General features: G+C 48.0%; 21 protein-coding genes. 16 read left to right on the top strand and 5 right to left on the bottom strand.

Annotated elements, in window-relative coordinates:
• Nucleotides 1–77: 77 nt before the first annotated feature.
• The 3 genes from NSQ39_RS07255 to mciZ all read right to left on the bottom strand — a co-directional run bounded on the left by NSQ39_RS07255 (nt 78) and on the right by mciZ (nt 1,246).
• A complete protein-coding gene (locus NSQ39_RS07255; RefSeq protein WP_099047057.1) occupies nt 78–431 on the bottom strand; it encodes a DoxX family protein in 354 nt (117 codons plus the stop codon).
• Between the two features lie 6 nt (nt 432–437).
• On the bottom strand, nt 438–1,034 hold the full coding sequence (locus NSQ39_RS07260) for a TetR/AcrR family transcriptional regulator (RefSeq protein ID WP_046129789.1): 597 nt from the start codon (nt 1,032–1,034) through the stop codon (nt 438–440).
• An 89-nt stretch (nt 1,035–1,123) separates the two neighbouring features.
• On the bottom strand, nt 1,124–1,246 hold the full coding sequence (mciZ, locus tag NSQ39_RS07265) for a Z-ring formation inhibitor MciZ (protein WP_046129790.1): 123 nt from the start codon (nt 1,244–1,246) through the stop codon (nt 1,124–1,126).
• 76 nt (nt 1,247–1,322) lie between these two features.
• Here mciZ and NSQ39_RS07270 point away from each other — a divergent pair, with 76 nt between their 5' ends.
• From NSQ39_RS07270 to NSQ39_RS07285, 4 genes are all read left to right on the top strand, one after another.
• A complete protein-coding gene (locus tag NSQ39_RS07270) occupies nt 1,323–1,880 on the top strand; it encodes an NUDIX hydrolase (protein WP_099047111.1) in 558 nt (185 codons plus the stop codon).
• Nucleotides 1,877–3,043, top strand: coding sequence for a TIGR00375 family protein (locus NSQ39_RS07275; protein WP_335497548.1), 1,167 nt, complete (start codon nt 1,877–1,879; stop codon nt 3,041–3,043). The genes NSQ39_RS07270 and NSQ39_RS07275 overlap by 4 nt, the downstream gene beginning before the upstream one ends.
• Nucleotides 3,044–3,047: 4 nt before the next feature.
• Nucleotides 3,048–3,512 (top strand): GNAT family N-acetyltransferase, encoded by a 465-nt coding sequence (locus NSQ39_RS07280; protein ID WP_175077055.1) that lies wholly within the window; start codon nt 3,048–3,050, stop codon nt 3,510–3,512.
• A 93-nt stretch (nt 3,513–3,605) separates the two neighbouring features.
• The gene (locus tag NSQ39_RS07285) at nt 3,606–4,412 is read left to right on the top strand and encodes a TylF/MycF family methyltransferase (protein WP_175077056.1); all 807 of its coding nucleotides are present in this window, start codon (nt 3,606–3,608) and stop codon (nt 4,410–4,412) included.
• Between the two features lie 54 nt (nt 4,413–4,466).
• Here the strand turns inward: NSQ39_RS07285 and NSQ39_RS07290 are convergent, their stop codons facing one another.
• Together NSQ39_RS07290 and NSQ39_RS07295 are read right to left on the bottom strand one after the other, a co-directional pair.
• A complete protein-coding gene (locus NSQ39_RS07290; RefSeq protein WP_175077057.1) occupies nt 4,467–5,027 on the bottom strand; it encodes a GNAT family N-acetyltransferase in 561 nt (186 codons plus the stop codon).
• 92 nt (nt 5,028–5,119) lie between these two features.
• Nucleotides 5,120–6,565 (bottom strand): NCS1 family nucleobase:cation symporter-1, encoded by a 1,446-nt coding sequence (locus tag NSQ39_RS07295; protein ID WP_175077058.1) that lies wholly within the window; start codon nt 6,563–6,565, stop codon nt 5,120–5,122.
• A gap of 260 nt (nt 6,566–6,825) precedes the next feature.
• Between NSQ39_RS07295 and NSQ39_RS07300 the strand changes: the two genes are divergently transcribed.
• The 12 genes from NSQ39_RS07300 (at nt 6,826) to sigF (ending at nt 16,256) form a co-directional block, all read left to right on the top strand.
• Nucleotides 6,826–7,125 carry a PTS sugar transporter subunit IIB gene (locus tag NSQ39_RS07300; RefSeq protein WP_046129916.1) on the top strand — a complete coding sequence of 100 codons (300 nt, stop codon included), beginning with the start codon at nt 6,826–6,828 and terminating at the stop codon, nt 7,123–7,125.
• Between the two features lie 27 nt (nt 7,126–7,152).
• Nucleotides 7,153–8,463, top strand: coding sequence for a PTS sugar transporter subunit IIC (locus tag NSQ39_RS07305; RefSeq protein WP_236809848.1), 1,311 nt, complete (start codon nt 7,153–7,155; stop codon nt 8,461–8,463).
• Nucleotides 8,464–8,594: 131 nt separating this feature from the next.
• Nucleotides 8,595–9,251, top strand: coding sequence for a stage II sporulation protein M (spoIIM, locus tag NSQ39_RS07310; protein ID WP_046129796.1), 657 nt, complete (start codon nt 8,595–8,597; stop codon nt 9,249–9,251).
• 118 nt (nt 9,252–9,369) lie between these two features.
• Nucleotides 9,370–9,819 carry a ferric iron uptake transcriptional regulator gene (gene fur / locus NSQ39_RS07315; protein WP_048352871.1) on the top strand — a complete coding sequence of 150 codons (450 nt, stop codon included), beginning with the start codon at nt 9,370–9,372 and terminating at the stop codon, nt 9,817–9,819.
• A gap of 124 nt (nt 9,820–9,943) precedes the next feature.
• Nucleotides 9,944–10,168: a YqzK family protein gene (locus NSQ39_RS07320; protein WP_046129798.1), complete on the top strand. Its 225-nt coding sequence runs from the start codon at nt 9,944–9,946 to the stop codon at nt 10,166–10,168.
• A gap of 6 nt (nt 10,169–10,174) precedes the next feature.
• Nucleotides 10,175–11,065, top strand: a complete 891-nt coding sequence (xerD, locus tag NSQ39_RS07325) for a site-specific tyrosine recombinase XerD (RefSeq protein WP_046129799.1) — start codon at nt 10,175–10,177, stop codon at nt 11,063–11,065.
• A 188-nt stretch (nt 11,066–11,253) separates the two neighbouring features.
• Nucleotides 11,254–12,438 carry a phosphopentomutase gene (gene deoB / locus NSQ39_RS07330; RefSeq protein ID WP_046129800.1) on the top strand — a complete coding sequence of 395 codons (1,185 nt, stop codon included), beginning with the start codon at nt 11,254–11,256 and terminating at the stop codon, nt 12,436–12,438.
• A 20-nt stretch (nt 12,439–12,458) separates the two neighbouring features.
• A complete protein-coding gene (locus NSQ39_RS07335) occupies nt 12,459–13,274 on the top strand; it encodes a purine-nucleoside phosphorylase (protein WP_202049420.1) in 816 nt (271 codons plus the stop codon).
• Nucleotides 13,275–13,422: 148 nt separating this feature from the next.
• Entirely contained in the window at nt 13,423–14,595 is a 1,173-nt protein-coding gene (locus NSQ39_RS07340; protein WP_175077061.1) for a D-alanyl-D-alanine carboxypeptidase family protein, read from the top strand.
• 93 nt (nt 14,596–14,688) lie between these two features.
• Nucleotides 14,689–15,042 carry an anti-sigma F factor antagonist gene (gene spoIIAA / locus NSQ39_RS07345; protein ID WP_046129802.1) on the top strand — a complete coding sequence of 118 codons (354 nt, stop codon included), beginning with the start codon at nt 14,689–14,691 and terminating at the stop codon, nt 15,040–15,042.
• Nucleotides 15,039–15,479, top strand: coding sequence for an anti-sigma F factor (gene spoIIAB, locus NSQ39_RS07350; protein ID WP_046129803.1), 441 nt, complete (start codon nt 15,039–15,041; stop codon nt 15,477–15,479). The genes spoIIAA and spoIIAB overlap by 4 nt, the downstream gene beginning before the upstream one ends.
• 12 nt (nt 15,480–15,491) lie before the next feature.
• Entirely contained in the window at nt 15,492–16,256 is a 765-nt protein-coding gene (gene sigF, locus NSQ39_RS07355) for an RNA polymerase sporulation sigma factor SigF (protein ID WP_046129804.1), read from the top strand.
• Nucleotides 16,257–16,373: the final 117 nt, after the last annotated feature.

The following is a 16,373-nucleotide window of genomic DNA, read 5'->3' on the forward strand; positions in this document are numbered from 1 at the left end:
TTCACTCCTTTCTTCCTTCTACCTGAACGTAATATAAAGGAGCGAAGTTTTCAACTAATCGGCACTTGAAACAATCGTTAAAAGCCTGCATTCAGCTCAAGCAACACGATGATGACGGAGGCAATGGAACAAATCGCCGCAGGAATCGCCGTGAAAACAGATTGACGGGCCCGGAAAATGTGCGCATGGATCGCTCCCATCATAAGCAAGAAGAACAATATCCCTGCTGCGACAGCTAAATTCGGGTTCCATATTCCCCATGCCATTATAAGCGCCCCGGCGATTTCGAGACAGCCGGTAACCGTAAGAAACCATAATGGGTATTGATAATGGCGCCAATGTTCTACTTGAAAGGGGACATGCAAAATCTTTATCACGCCTCCGGTGAACATAAAAGCTGCCAAACAGGCTTTCATCACAATCGGTATCACTTTACCTCACTCTGAAGCTTGCCCAGGCCGCATTCCTTGCATCAAAAGATCGACAACCTGCATTGCAAGACTTGCCGGATCTCTCGTCCCGGGAAGCAAATAAGAATCTGTCAGATGTTCAATCATGCCGATCAAACATTCGGCAACCGTTTCCATGTCCAGCTCGGGGCGAAAGTAGCCGAGCTGTTGTTCCGCTTCCAAGTTCTCTTTCAAAGCCATCGCCAAATCGCTCTTCACCTTTTTAGCGTCTGGATTGAGAAAAAAGCCGATCCGGGTTAAATCCGGGTCTGCAGCAAGGAACGCGAAAACGGTTTCCACCGCAGTCAAAACCCGTTGTGACACATCTTCTTGGTTTATTCCTTGTTCCAGGCGGAATGACTTTGTCAGCTTTTTCAAATGAGAGTGGAAGTCGGTTATTAACTCCCCGAAGATGGCATCTTTACTTTGAAAATAAAGATAGAAGGAGGGCTGCGTCAGTCCGGCTCTTTTCACAATTGTACTGACCTTGGTGTCGTGAAATCCGTGAAGCGAAAATTCATTCGCGGCTGCTTTAAGCAAACGTTTCCGGCTCTCCTGTCCTTTGCGTCCTTTTCCGGATTTCAAAATAGAATCCCCCCAAAAAAATAATACTCGCAAGTAATGTTACTCACGAGTATGATTTCATATCGCCCAAATGTTTGTCAAAGCCCGGCCTAAGGGGAAATGACCCAATCCTTCACATATCGATAAAACCGGCCGTATTCCTTCAGTTTGGCGCGGATTTCCCACGCTTTTCCGGACATCACGATTCCGTTCGGCAGGCGATAGACCTTCATGGCGCCACCTCCCTTGATGGTGTATGATAAAATGTATGGGATAAAGAGCAGCAACAGAACGTAGGAGATGATCAAACTGAAACATTTAGAGGAAACAACCATTTCAAAAGAAAAGCTTTTTTCAGGCAAGGTAATCGATCTTTATCTTGAAGATGTCGAACTGCCGAACGGCAAAACGGGCAAGCGGGAAATCGTAAAGCATCCGGGGGCCGTGGCAGTTTTGGCGCTGACGGATGACGGAAACATCATCTTCGTCAAACAGTACAGAAAAGCGCTCGAACGGACGATTGTTGAAATCCCCGCCGGGAAGCTCGAAAAAGGCGAAAAGCCTGAATATACCGCCCTCAGAGAGCTTGAGGAAGAAACGGGATACACGGCGGCGAAACTAGAGAAAATCACTGCTTTTTATACATCTCCCGGGTTTGCGGACGAATTGGTCCATCTGTATTTTGCCGAACAGCTGACCCGTCTTGAAGAAAAACGGGAGCTTGACGAAGACGAATTTGTCGAAGTGATGGAGGTGCCGCTTGCCGACGCGCGGAAGCTTGTGGAAAGCCGGGATATTTACGATGCGAAAACGGCTTATGCCATTCAGTATTTAGAGCTGCGCGAAGCGCTGCAGGCGAAGAAATGAAAGAAATATTCGCAGACATGCATATTCATATCGGGCAGACCGAATCAGGCCGGCCGGTTAAAATCACGGCGGCCAGATCGCTTACCCTTGACGAGATTTTGATAGAAGCAAGCGAACATAAAGGAATGGGGCTGATCGGCATTATTGACTGCCACTCGCCGGAAGTGCTGGCCGAAATCGAAAAAGGGGTGGCAAGCGGCCGTTATGCCGAACTTGCCGACGGCGGCATCCAATATAAAGAAACCGTGCTGCTTTGCGGGGCGGAAATTGAGATTTATGACGAGAAGTGCCGCGGTCCGATTCACGTTTTGGCATTCATGCCGACGATCGAAAAAATGAAGCGCTTTTCCGAATGGCTTTCAAAAAGAGTGACGAACATTCATCTCAGCTCACAGCGCATCTATGAGACAGGGCTCCGCCTTCAGCAAACGGTAAAAGAACTCGGCGGCTTATTCATCCCCGCCCATATTTTTACCCCCCATAAAAGTTTGTACGGAAAAGGAGTCAAGTCGTCTCTGAAAGAGGTATTTGATGAATGTCTGATTGATGCGGTCGAGCTCGGGCTGAGCAGCGATACGCACATGGCGTCGCACGTATCAGAGCTGAACGCCTATTGTTTCCTGACCAATTCAGATGCCCATTCGCTCGGAAAAATCGGCAGGGAGTACAACAAGCTGCTGATGAAGCACGCGAGTTTTAAAGAATTTTCGCTCGCGTTAAAGGGCGAAGAGGGCCGCTCAGTTGCCGCAAACTACGGGATGAATCCTGAGCTCGGAAAATATTACCAAACCACCTGCGAATCTTGCGGCCTTCTGAAAGAGGCGGATGAGAAGGCGTGCAAAGGGTGCGGCAGCGCAAAATTTACAAAAGGAGTCAAAACGCGCCTTGAGGAGCTTTATGATCAGGACGAAAGCCCGGTCAAGCGGCCGCCGTACATCCACCAGGTGCCGCTTCAGATGATTCCCGGCATCGGTCCGAAAACGATCGAGAAGCTGAAGGAGGCCTTCGGAACCGAGATGAATATTCTTCATCATGTGGCCGAAGACGATCTTCTCGGCATGCTGCGTCCGCAGACGGCCAAGCTTCTGATCAAAGCGAGAAAGGGAGACATGGAGCTTGAGGCCGGAGGCGGCGGAACCTACGGAAAAGTAAAAAGGGGATAGCGAGATGGACTGGAAACTGAAATCGTTTGAGGAATTGTCGAAAGAAGAGCTGTATCAAATCGTAAAGCTCCGAATCGACGTTTTTATCGTCGAGCAAGACTGTCCTTACCACGAGCTTGATGATATGGATCAAAAGGCGCATCACTTGTATCTGACCGAAGGAAGCGCGATTTTGGCTTATTGCAGACTGTTTCGGAGCGGCGAGGTTTATGATGAAGCATCGATCGGCCGCGTCATCGTCCGCAGCCGGGACAGGGGAAAAGGCCATGCAAAGGCCCTTCTGGACAAAGCCCTCAGCTTTTTGGAAAACGAATGGAAAGAAAAAGCGGTCAAAATTAAAGGTCAGGACTATTTGCGTTCATTCTACGGGTCGTTCGGGTTTAAGGAAGTATCGGAAGTCTATCTGGAAGACGGCATCCCTCACGTTGACATGGTCAAAAGCTTTTCCGGCACCTCAAGGCAACAATGATTTTCCGTATTTTGGATGACGTCATCAGAACGCGTTTTTTGCCCCTGGCATAACATGTTAAGAACATGTTGAACACGAGGGGGCATAAATGGAATGGACCAGGCAAAGCAAATGTATCTCGAACTGTTAAAAAAAACGGTCTTATTCGAAATTTGGCAGGAGCATGAACGATATATTCCGACAGGTGTGCCTGTCCCCGAATCGCTGCAAAAAGAAACCGGGTTAAACGATTTGAAAATCGTACGCTGCGTCGTCCCAAATCCGGAATTGCGGAGAACGGGAACAGATTGGCCGCCGATTGCACACAGCATGATCGGCCGGGTGCGGATGAATCACTTGCAAATGTGCATGGAGACGGTTTTACAAGAAAACATAGCGGGAGACTTTATTGAAACAGGCGTATGGCGGGGCGGAGCCTGCATTTTTATGAAAGGCTTTTTAAAAGTTCATGGAGAAGACGGCCGTACGGTATGGGTGGCCGATTCGTTCGAAGGCCTGCCGGCGCCGGATATCGAAAAATATCCCCAGGATACGGGGGACCGCCATCATGAGGTTGATTTTTTAAGGGTATCGCTGGAGGAAGTAAGACGCAACTTTGAAAAATACGATCTGCTTGATGAAAACGTTCAGTTTTTGAAAGGCTGGTTTAAAGATACGCTGCCTGAGGCGCCTATTGAGCGGCTCGCCATTTTACGGCTGGACGGCGATATGTATGAATCGACAATGGACAGTTTGGCCAATTTGTACGGAAAAGTATCAAAGGGCGGTTTCGTCATCATCGATGATTTCTCTCTAAAGGGCTGCCATGCTGCCGTGCTCGATTTCCTTAAAGAACAAGGCCTGGATGAATCGATCCTCGTTTCCATCGATCCTTATTCGGTATATTGGCGAAAACCATAATCAAACGACAAGAGGCTCAACAAAAAGTCGAGCCTTTTTTATATTGAAGATGATTTAGAATACGGCCGCATATAAACACGTATCTCTGTATTCGCTTCGGTCGTTCGACAGGTCATCGCTCCGCAGCACGGCCTCAAGCTCGAAACCGAGGCGCTCAGCCATTTTTCTGCTTTTCAGATTGAGGCTGTCGCAGCATATTTCCAGCCGCTTTGCCCCGAGATGGCGACGGGCAAAATCAATGAGTCCCTGAATCGCTTCTGTCATGTATCCTTGTCCCGCCTGTGCGGTGCTGCACCAGTAGCCGATCTCAAACCTCCGGGCTTCCCAGTTCATGCGGTGAAGCCCTGTGCTTCCGACAAATCGGCCTGTTTCCCTATGAAAAATGTGCATCCTCAAGTCTTTGCGCAAAATAAAATCAGCCTGGGCACGCCTGATGTTGATTTCGACTTCGTCTTCTTTCGGTTCCTCTCTTGCAAACGGCATCCACGGTTTAAGCTCAGCTAAAGACGTTCGGATCGCGTCGCAAACGGCTTTGCCGTCACCGGCCTTCGGCGCTCTGACAAGCAGACGCCCGGTTTGAAAGCAGTCCGGAAAATCGAGCAAAATAGGATTCACAAGGGATCCCTCCGTATTGATTTTCGCCTATTATCCTATAAACATATAAAAAAGTAAATTCAAAACGGAGAGCTCGTCCCGCAGCCGCATGTTTACATCTTGCCGCCGACAGCGTATTCGGCCGTTTCGGTGTGCACCGCCAGAGGCGGGTGAAGGCGCATTAGGATGATATATGTTCCAAATGCAAGAATTACCCCCGTGAACCAGGATATATCGTAGAACGGCTTTAACGTGGGAATACAGCTCCCGATTAAAGACATAAACGCCCCGAGCGCGACAGCGGCGAAAGCCCGGTAGTTGTAGCCTTTGTAATACATATACCGCCCGCTTGCGGAATACAGCTCGTCGACGTGGATCGTGCATTTTCGAATCACGAAATAATCGGCAATCATTACACCCGCGACAGGACCCAAAATACCGCCTATGGTGCCGAGAAACGAGAACACGCTTGCTTCGTTTTCCATCAGCTTCCACGGAAACGTAAACAGGGCCAAAGCGGCGGTGATATAGCTGCCCCGCTTAAAATCGATATACTTTGGTAAAAAATTGGCCAAATCATAGGCGGGAGAGACGATGTTTGCCGCCACATTCACCGAAACCGCCGCGATGCAAAGCGTAATGACGGAAAGGGCGATGACATACGGATTGTCAAAATGGGCCAGAATATCGACGACATCCCACAGCGGTTTTCCGAAGGCGACCTGTGAACCCGAGGTTACTGTAATGCTGGCGAATGCGAATAGCACAAACGTTCCGGGCAAGCCGAAAAACTGCCCCTTGATCTGTTCTTTTTGGGAGGTTGCGAATCTTGTAAAATCGGGAATATTCAATATCAGCGTCGCCCAAATTCCGATAATTCCCGTCACCCCGGCGAGGAAAGGCCATATTAATTCGAATTTTCCAGGCTGCGAATAAATGGGGCCGAGCCCGCCCGCAATATCGACCGCCCACCAAACCATGCCTCCGAATACGAGGTAGACCAGTGGTCCTGCCCAAACTTCAAATTTTTTGATCGATTCCATTCCATGATGCAGCACAAGCAGATGAATCCCCCAAAAGAAAATAAATGACATAAGCCCTGACAGATGAAGTCCCAACAGATTCCAATCTCCGCCTATGTCTTTCCAGCCGCCCCATATATTCAGCATTAGGATGTTAATCGCCGTACTTCCGGCAAACGCTTGAATGCCGAACCACATAATGGCTACAAAACCGCGGAGCAGCGCGGGAATATTCGCGCCGTAAATGCCGAAAGAAGATCTGATCAATACGGGGAAAGGCACGCCGTACTTTGCACCTGCGTGGCCGTTCAGGGCAAGGGCGGCATAGAGGACGAGAGAGGCCACGGCAATAATCCCCAATACCTGCCATGGAGACAGCCCGATCGAAATTAAACCGCCCACCGTGGCATATGTCGGAATGTTATGGATGCAGCCCATCCAAATCGACGCGAAATTGACGGCTTTCCATGTTCGTTCTTGTGGCTCTAACGGCAATAAATCTTTGTTGCTTAGCGCGTTTTCCTTGTTCATTGTCATCCCCCTGTTCTACATATTTCTATGAAATATAACGCAGTCACCTTAGAATGACATCGGATAAACTGAACAATTTTTCCGGGAGCGTTTATAGAGGCTGTCCAAAAATCATCAGAAGGTGTCCGAAAAATTTTTTGCTTTGCAAGAAACAGCCGCCCCTTTTGATCATAGGATAAAAGACCAGGTTACAAGTTCCCGAAAGAGAAATGAAAGCGTTTCCCATATCGGGCGCCCGGTAAAACAAAAGGAGGGATCGATTGCAAATGAAAAAAATCTTATTGGTCTGCGCAGCAGGCATGTCCACAAGCCTCTTAGTCAACAGAATGAAACAGCATGCTGAGCAGCTCGAAGAGGAAATTGAGATTACGGCACTGCCCGTTGCAGAAGCCGGGACGATGGCCGCCGAAGCCGACATCGTTCTGTTGGGCCCGCAGGTCCGCTATCAAAAATCTCAGGTTGAATCAATGGCCGGGGACGTTCCCGTAGCCGTGATCGATATGAGGGACTATGGAACCATGAATGGCGAAGCTGTACTGGAGAAAGCTTTGCAGCTGATCAAATAAAAGGAGGGGGTCATTTTGAGCGGATTTATGGAGAAATTTGAACGAACCGTTGAGCGATTCTTGGTTCCGATTGCGGCCAGGCTGAATTCACAGCGGCACATTTGTGCGATCAGAGACGCCTTTATTTTATGTTTTCCGATTATCATGGCAGGCTCAATCATCACGTTGCTCAATTTTGCGATTTTGTCTCCGGACGGTTTTATCGCCAACATTTTATTTCTCGACAAATTGTTTCCGAATTTAGCCGATTACCAGACGGTTTTTACGCCTGTTCTGCGGGGATCGCTTGACATCATGTCCGTTTTTGTCGTATTCCTTGTCGCACGCAATCTCGCCATTTCATTGCAAGCCGATGAGCTTCTTTCGGGGCTGACGGCAGTGTCATGCTACTTTATCATCTATCCGCCGTATCGGCTCATTGACAATGAAAGCCTTTTAACGATGAAATGGCTTGGCGCCCAAGGGCTGTTCGTCGCTTTAATCATCGGCATCATCGTCGGCGAAGCATTCAGCAGGCTCGCCAATTCGAAGCGCCTGCAAATTCATATGCCTCCGCAGGTGCCTCCGGCGGTCGCCAGAACGTTTAAAGTGCTGTTTCCGATAATTTTCATCACAATCGGTTTTGCGATCGTAAGCTTCGCTCTTACGTCCGTTGCGAAAAACGGGCTTCATGAACTCGTATATACATTGCTGCAGGCGCCTTTACGGGATATGGGGACCAACATTTTCACGGTTGTTTTTCTCGGCATAGTCGCCAATTTTCTGTGGCTCTTCGGCATTCATGGACCGAATACGATTGCGGCGATCAGAGAAACGATTTTTGCTGAAGCAAATCTCGAAAATCTTGCTTTTGCAGCGAAAACAGGATCTGCATGGGACGCTCCGTTTCCGGCGACATGGGCGCTGAATGATGCGTTTGCCAACTACGGCGGCTCCGGGATGACGCTCGGCCTTTTGATTGCGATCTTTATCGCTTCAAAGCGAAAGGATTATAAAGACATCGGCAAGCTTTCGATCGGCCCGGGGCTGTTCAATATTAATGAACCCGTCATTTTCGGCCTGCCGGTTGTGTTAAATCCGATTTTTATGATTCCGTTCATCATCGTGCCGGCCGTCAATACGTCAGTCGGGTATTTGTTTATTAGTTTTAAGATCATTCCGCCGATCGCCTATTCCGTTCCGTGGACGACCCCGGGACCGCTGATTCCGTTTCTCGGAACGGGCGGGAACTGGGCTGCGCTTGCCGTCGGATTTCTCTGCCTAGCCATTTCAACGATCATTTACCTGCCGTTTGTAATGGCCGCTAATAAGACGGTGAAAACCGACGGCGGCGGGTAAGCGAACATCTGAAAACGGTTTTGGGAAGGCAGACGCTTTTTTGCCTTCCTTTTTTATATAAAAAAGTCATGCTGCTCTCTTTTCTCTCATACAATCTATTAAAATCAAAAGCGCGTCTGGGAGGAAGATACATGCGGAAGCACTCGATGAAAGAGCTTATATTTCAGCATATGAAAGACCATTTGTCGATCTATTTATTCGTCTCCGTATTATTTTTAATGGGTGTGATTTTCGGTGCGGTTATTGTCAACAGCATGACGATCAGCCAAAAGGAAGATTTGTTTTATTATTTGAACCAATTTTTTGGACAACTCTCACAAGGAAAAGCGGCAAGCTCGAAAGACATGTTTTTGCAGAGCCTTCTTCATAATATGAAGTATCTTGGATTGATGTGGATTCTCGGAATCTCGGTCATCGGCCTGCCCGTCATATTTATCATGGTCTTTTTAAAAGGGATCGTTGTCGGTTTTACGGTCGGTTTTTTAGTGAATCAAATGGGGATCAACGGTTTTTTCCTGTCGTTTGTCTCCGTGCTCCCGCAAAATCTTCTCCTGATCCCGGCATACTTGATCATGGGCACATGCGCCATCGCATTTTCCATGAGGCTTATCAGACAGCTGTTTGTGAAAAGGAGCCTTACGGAAGCGCCTGTTCACTGGTTTGGCAGATATGCTTTCGTACTCGTTTTGATTCTTGTCATGTCGGTTATATCGTCTTTTCTTGAAGCCTTCCTTTCGCCGCTGTTAATGGAGAAGGTGATCGATTTTATTCAGGTCAAATCGAATTAATTTATAATCATTATTAAAAAATATTCATTTTGTTTATCAATTTATAATAATTATAGTTGGCTCTCCGCGCTCGTTTTGTTATAATAAGCTAGGTAATGCGGCGTAGGAGGGAAAGTCAATGGAAACACGTATTGATCGAATCAAAAAACAATTGCATTCTTCCAGCTACAAACTCACCCCTCAGCGCGAGGCTACTGTAAGGGTGCTGCTTGAAAATGAGGAAGACCATTTAAGCGCAGAAGATGTATACCTCCTCGTAAAAGAGAAATCTCCTGAAATTGGTCTTGCGACAGTATATCGAACTCTTGAATTGTTAACCGAATTAAAAGTAGTGGATAAAATCAACTTTGGCGACGGCGTGTCAAGGTATGACCTTCGCAAGGAAGGAGCGGCCCACTTCCACCATCATCTTGTCTGCATGGAATGCGGGTCAGTCGTTGAAATCGAAGAAGATTTGCTTGAGGACGTTGAAGACATCATTGAAAAGGATTGGAAATTTAAAATAAAAGATCACAGGCTGACCTTTCACGGAATTTGCCACGACTGTCAGCAAAAAGAAGCCGAGTAAACCGGATGTGCGAGAACCCTTTCAATCTTTCCCGAACGGGTTCTTTTTTGATTCATACGTATAAAACTTGTCTCATTTGGCATATGTTTTAGTAATCGAATCGATAGAAGGGACCTGAAAAGGAATGAAAATGCTGAAAACGGCCGCTGACATGATCAAGGTGTTTGTGCTGTTTACCGGTTTTACCGTCTTGTTTTATTATGCTATGATATGGATAAATTCAGAGTATGAAAACTATCATCGGTACGATAAACCCGAAGGAGCCGCCCTCAAGGTCGCCTCGATGGACGGGGACGAACGGGACGGCTGGTTTAACCGGTTAATCTTTTTTTATTTAAACGGGGAGTAGGATAACGTGAAAGTTCATATTAAAGATTTTATCCACTATGCCGTGGTAGAACGGGGGCTTTCCCATAATACGGTCGTGAGCTATGAACGGGATTTGAACAGCTATGCCGCCTTTTTGGAAGAAAAAGAGGGCTTGGGCTCCCTCAACGAAGTGACAAGGCTGCATATCATCCAGTTTTTAAAGCATTTGAAAGACTCCGGAAAATCCGGAAGGACGATCGCCAGACACCTGGCTTCCATCCGGGCATTTCATCAGTTTTTGCTGAGAGAAAAAGTGACGGCGCAGGATCCGTCCGTTCACATCGAATCGCAAAAAACGGAGCGGACGCTGCCGAAGGTGCTGTCATTGCAGGAAGTGGAAACCCTTCTTGAGACTCCGAAGCTTTCGACTCCGTTCGGCTATCGTGACAAAGCGATGCTGGAATTGCTTTATGCGACGGGAATCCGCGTCAGCGAGATGATCGAATTGAAGCTTGCCGATGTGCATTTGGCAATGGGATTCATCCGCTGCTTCGGAAAAGGAAGAAAAGAGCGGATTGTCCCGCTCGGCGAAACGGCTTCGCATGCGATCGGGGAATACCTCGAAAAGGCAAGGGGAAAACTTCTTAAGAAAAACACGGAAGACGCCCTGTTTCTGAACCATCACGGCAGACAGATGAGCCGGCAGGGATTTTGGAAAAACTTAAAGAAAATCGCTTTGGAAGCAGGGATTCAGAAGGAACTCACCCCTCATACGCTAAGGCATTCGTTTGCGACGCATCTGCTTGAAAACGGAGCGGATTTGCGGGCCGTCCAGGAAATGCTCGGACATGCCGACATTTCGACGACGCAGATTTATACCCATGTGACAAAGACAAGGCTGAAAGACGTCTATAAGCAATATCATCCCCGTGCATAGCCCCAAAAAGGCGAAGCGCGGTTTTTCATTTGCCTGAAACTTCAAAAATTGCGGGAAGTTTCTCACTATTTCCGTTCGTGTTGTCAACCGTTGTGTAAACGGTTTATACTTGACTAACAGCGGCATTTATTTCTAGCATGCGAAAACAGGTCAGCTTAAAGATCATAAGAAAGAAGGAGGCCGTCAGAATGCCTGCATATCAATATAACCGCGTTTTTTTAATCGTCATGGACTCCGTCGGAATCGGCGAGGCACCGGACGCTGAAAAATTCAACGACAAAGGGGCGGATACCTTAGGCCACATCGCCGAACACATGGGAGGCATCAGCCTGCCGAACATGGCAAAGCTCGGGCTGAGCAACATCCGCCAGATCAAAGGAGTGCCGCGGGCTGAACAACCGCTCGCCTACTACGGAAAAATGAAGGAAGCCTCAAACGGAAAGGATACGATGACCGGTCATTGGGAAATCATGGGGCTGTACATAGATAAACCGTTCCGGGTATTCCCCGACGGTTTTCCGGACGAATTGATCCAGGAACTTGAAAAAAGGTCCGGAAGAAAAGTAATCGGAAACAAGCCGGCTTCAGGGACGGCGATTTTGGACGAACTGGGCGCCGAACATATGGAAACGGGGGCCTTAATCGTATATACCTCTGCTGATTCCGTTCTGCAGATCGCCGCTCACGAGGAAGTCGTTCCGCTTGAAGAGCTTTATCATATCTGCGAAATCGCACGCGAGCTGACGCTTGACGAAAAATATATGGTCGGCCGCGTTATCGCCCGTCCGTTCGTCGGAAAGCCCGGCGAGTTTAAGCGGACGCCGAACCGCCATGACTATGCGCTGAAGCCGTTTGACAGAACGGTGATGAATGAAATGAAGGATGACGGTTTTGACGTCATTGCGATCGGCAAAATCTCAGATATTTATGACGGCGAGGGAATCACGGAAGCGCTCAGAACCAAGTCGAATATGGACGGGATGGATAAGCTGATTCAGACGCTCGGCCAGGATTTCACCGGCATCAGTTTCGTCAACCTCGTCGACTTTGACGCGCTGTTCGGACACCGCCGCGATCCTGAAGGATACGGAAAAGCGCTTGAAGAGTTCGATGCGCGCCTTCCGGAAGTATTTGAAAAGATGCGTGAAGACGATCTATTGATTATCACCGCCGATCATGGGAACGATCCGATTCACCATGGCACGGACCATACGAGGGAATATGTTCCGCTGCTTGTATACAGCAAAAAGAACGAAAACGCGGCAGAGCTTCCGCTCGCTGATACGTTTGCGGATATCGGGGCAACGATCGCCGACAATTTCAAAACGAAAATGCCTAAGTACGGAAAAAGCTTTTTATCCCTGCTTAAATAGGAGGATACGACGTGAAACAGATGATTTCAAACGCTGCTCAATATATTAAAAGCAAGGCAAAACACGAACCGGCAGTCGGTCTGATATTGGGATCGGGACTCGGCGTGCTTGCCGATGAAATTGAAGATGCCGTCCGGATCAAATATGAGGATATTCCGGATTTTCCGGTTTCTACGGTTGAAGGACACGCAGGGCAGCTCGTCATCGGCGCGCTGAAAGGTGTGCCGGTCGTTGCGATGCAAGGGCGCTTTCATTTTTATGAAGGCTATCAACTCGATAAAGTCACGTTCCCGGTAAGGGTCATGAAGGAGCTGGGCATCGGCACGCTGATCGTGACGAACGCCGCTGGCGGTGTCAATGAATCGTTCCGTCCGGGCGACTTAATGATCATCTCCGATCACATCAACTATATGGGAACAAACCCGCTGATCGGTCCGAATGATTCAGCGCTCGGCGTCAGATTCCCGGATATGTCGCAAGCTTATGACAAAGAGCTTCGCCGCATGGCAAAGCAAACGGCCGAAGAACTGAACATTCCGGTTCAGGAAGGCGTATACACCGCGGTTTCCGGTCCGTCATATGAAACGCCTGCCGAGGTTCGTTTCCTCAGAACGATCGGTTCTGATGCCGTCGGAATGTCAACCGTTCCGGAAGTTATCGTGGCAAGGCATTCCGGCCTCCGCGTGCTCGGCATATCCTGCATTTCAAATGCGGCAGCCGGAATTTTGGACCAGCCGCTGTCTCATGACGAAGTCATGGAAGTAACCGAAAAAGTAAAATCAGACTTTTTGCGCCTCATCAAAGCCGCAGTCGCGAAAATCGGCGAGATAGCGTAACATAAGGTACACGTATGAAAGCCAATACATGTCCGAAGCCAGGACATGTATTGGCTTTTTTGTATGGGGAGAAATTTTTACCAATCATCCGTATAAATCCACCTCTATTGGAAAAAATAGAGAGGATTACGAAATGGAGGTCTGGGTGATGAAACGTCATTTATCCACATTGATGATTTTTACGATAATTCTTATGACAGCGCCGGCCGCATTTGCGGAAAAAAGCAATACGAAAACATCGGAGCTTGCCCATGAAGCGAAATCCGCCGTTTTGATCGAGCGGGACACCGGAAAGATCATGTATGACAAAAACAGCCATGAAAAGCTTCCTCCGGCCAGCATGACAAAGGTGATGACCATGCTTTTGATCATGGAAGCTCTTGATGAAGGAAAAATTAAAATGAAAGATAAGGTGAGAACGAGCGAATATGCCGCATCGATGGGAGGTTCGCAGATCTTTCTTGAACCCGGCGAAGAGATGACTGTCGAAGATATGCTGAAAGGCATCGCCATCGGTTCCGGAAACGATGCCTCTGTTGCGATGGCAGAGCATATCGCCGGATCTGAAGAGGAATTTGTAAAAAGGATGAACGAAAAGGCCGCAGAGCTCGGCCTCAAGGACACGTCTTTTAAAAATACGACAGGACTTCCTAAAGAAGGCCATTACAGCACAGCCTACGACATGGCCGTCATGGCGAAAGAGCTGTTGAAATACGATCAAGTCACGAAATTTACAGGAACGTACGAGGATTATTTAAGGAAAAACACCGATAAAAAGTTTTGGCTTGTCAATACAAACAGGCTGATCAAATTTTATCCGGGAGTCGACGGAGTTAAAACGGGATTCACAAATGAAGCGAAGTACTGTTTGACGGCCTCCGCGAAAAAAGGAAATATGCGTGTGATCGCCGTCGTCTTCGGCGCCAGTACCCCGAAAGAGCGAAATGCGCAGATCACCAAAATGCTCGATTATGCGTTCAGCCAATACGAAACCCATCCAATGTACAAGCGGAATGAAGTCATATCCGAATTAAAGGTCAATAAGGGCAGCGAGCAGAAAATAAATCTCGTTACTTCAGAACCGATTTCCCTTTTGACGAAAAAAGGCGAAAACATCAAAGCCGTCAAGAAGGAAATCAAAAAGAAAACGGATATCCAGGCTCCTGTCAAAAAAGGGACAGAGCTCGGGACGCTCGTGCTGAAAAAGGATGGAAAGGTGCTGCATGAAAGCCCGCTTGTCGCTGAAAAAGACATGGACAAAGCGGGAATGTGGACATTGTTTAAGCGGACGATGACAAACTGGACGAAGTGGGATGAATAATGCCGAACGGTCACTAGTTTTGTCATGGTGAAGGAATTTAGAAAGCCTGAATCGAAACACTCATTATCCGATTTATATCAAGGAGGAATGAGGATGAGCCTCGGAATCGATTTTAACGTCAAAGAATCCGTGCTTTGTATTCGGTTGACAGGTGAACTCGACCACCATACAGCGGAAACCTTGCGAAACCAGGTGAGCGAACATATGGAACGATACGACATTCGTCATATCGTCTTAAATCTTGAAGAACTTTCATTTATGGACAGCTCAGGGCTCGGCGTCGTGCTGGGCCGGTATAAGGAAATTCAGCAGCTGGGCGGAGAAATGATCGTCTGCGCGATTTCCCCGGCCGTCAAGCGATTATTCGATATGTCAGGGCTGTTTAAAATCATCCGCCTTGAGCAATCCGAACAGCATGCGCTTCAAACACTGGGGGTGGCATCATGAAAAATGAGATGAACATCCAGTTTACAGCGCTCAGCCAAAATGAATCGTTTGCACGGGTAACGGTCGCTGCTTTTATCGCCCAGCTTGATCCGACGATGGATGAACTAACCGAAATTAAAACGGTTGTATCAGAAGCGGTCACAAACGCGATCATCCACGGATACGAAAACTCAGGCGAAGGAACCGTGTATATCTCTGTCACGCTGGAAGACCATATCGTCTATTTGACGATCCGCGATGAAGGAATCGGGATCACGGATCTTGAAGAAGCTCGCCAGCCGCTGTTCACGACGAAGCCGGAACTCGAAAGATCGGGGATGGGCTTTACGATCATGGAGAACTTCATGGACGATATCACGATCGATTCCTCGCCTGAAATGGGCACCACAATACACTTAACAAAGCACTTATCGAAAAGCAAAGCGCTTTGCAATTAAGGGAGATTTGTTATGGATGTGGAGGTTAAAAAAGAACTGAATACCCAGCTTAAAGACCATGAGGTAAAAGAACTGATTAAAAACAGCCAGAACGGCGATCAAAGAGCAAGAGACCTCCTCATAGAAAAAAACATGCGTCTTGTTTGGTCCGTCGTTCAGCGTTTTTTGAACAGAGGGTATGAGCCTGATGACCTCTTTCAAATCGGCTGTATCGGTCTTTTGAAATCGGTTGACAAATTCGACCTTTCCTATGATGTCCGGTTCTCCACCTATGCCGTCCCGATGATCATAGGCGAAATTCAAAGGTTCATCAGAGATGACGGAACGGTTAAGGTGAGCCGCTCGCTGAAGGAGCTCGGCAACAAAATCAGGAGGGCGAAAGACGAGCTCTCCAAGACGAACGGACGAATTCCGACCGTTCAGGAAATCGCCGAACATCTCGGAATCTCTTCCGAGGAGGTCGTACTGGCCCAGGAAGCCGTCCGTTCGCCTTCGTCCATTCATGAAACAGTATATGAAAACGACGGAGACCCGATTACGCTTCTCGACCAGATCGCCGACCAATCGGAGGACAAATGGTTCGATAAAATCGCTTTGAAAGAAGCGATCAAAGACCTGGACGAAAGGGAAAAGCTGATCGTCTACTTAAGGTATTACAAGGACAAGACGCAATCAGAAGTTGCCGACCGCCTCGGCATCTCCCAGGTTCAGGTATCCAGGCTTGAGAAAAAAATCTTAAAGCAAATCAAAAACCAGATGGATCACAACGACAGCTAAACAGGCATCCCGGATACAAGCCGGCCCCCGCGATGGGCCGGCTTTTTTAGTGTGGTAATTTATGGTCATTCATTCGGTGCTGAATGATAAATGAGATGAACCTCATACTACAACTAT

The organism is Bacillus sp. FSL W8-0848 (genome assembly GCF_038007805.1).
GTDB lineage: Bacteria > Bacillota > Bacilli > Bacillales > Bacillaceae > Bacillus > Bacillus glycinifermentans.